At 45.8% G+C, this 957-nt stretch carries 1 protein-coding gene; it reads left to right on the forward strand.

Translation table 11 applies throughout. The features are described 5' to 3' along the window. Positions 1–92: 92 nt before the first annotated feature. The coding region (locus R7093_RS24300) for an acyltransferase (protein WP_318146893.1) at positions 93–957 on the forward strand (865 nt) is incomplete at its 3' end.

A 957-nucleotide genomic window follows, 5' to 3' on the forward strand; every position in this document is an offset into this window, starting at 1 on the left:
GACCATTCTCACAAATGTTCCAATGTGGCAACGGAGCAGTATAATTACACGCTGTTTTATTACTCACACCTTATCACTGTTGTTTGGTTATCATGTTGGCATATTTGTTATTTTTTTTTAACGCTTCTTTTGTGATCCTCAATTCTGCGATTTGTTCACTCGCAATTTGTGTCATCGCTATTTTTAAGATCCTACTTCCGACCGCGCAGTTAAAAGCTAAAGGGACGGAAGCAGCCAACAAAGTGATGTGGATTTGGGCGACCGTCAATGCGGGGATTCTTGCCTTGTCTAACCGTGTGGAGTGGGACGTTCAAGGCATCGAGAATCTGAAAAAAGATGGTTGGTATTTGCTGATCAGCAATCACCTCAGTTGGACGGATATTGTTGTGCTGTGCTGCGTATTTAAAGATCGCATTCCAATGCCGAAGTTTTTCCTCAAGCAACAACTGCTGTATGTGCCGTTTATTGGTATGGCATGTTGGGCGTTAGACATGCCTTTCATGCGTCGTTACTCTCGTGAGTATTTAATTCGTAACCCTCACAAACGTGGCCAGGATTTGGCAACCACACGTCGTTCGTGTGCCAAGTTCAAGCATACTCCAACCACGGTTGTGAACTACGTGGAAGGTACACGCTTTACTGAAGAGAAGCAGCGTAAAAGCAAAGCGGGCTACCAATACCTGTTGCAACCCAAGTCAGGCGGTATTGCTTACACATTGGCGGCAATGGGCGAGCAGTTTGAGAACATCATTGATGTGACCCTCGCGTATCCAGAGAATACGGACAAACCTTTTAAAGACATGCTGATGGGGCGCATGACTAAGATCGTGGTCCATGTGAAAGTGTTGCCAGTTGATGAGCAGGTGTTAGGGGATTACTTCAACGACAAGCCGTACAAGCGCCAATTCCAGCAATGGTTAGGGGATGTGTGGCAAGAGAAAGACCAACTGCTACAAG

The sequence above is a fragment of the Vibrio sp. 1580 genome, from assembly GCF_033340055.1.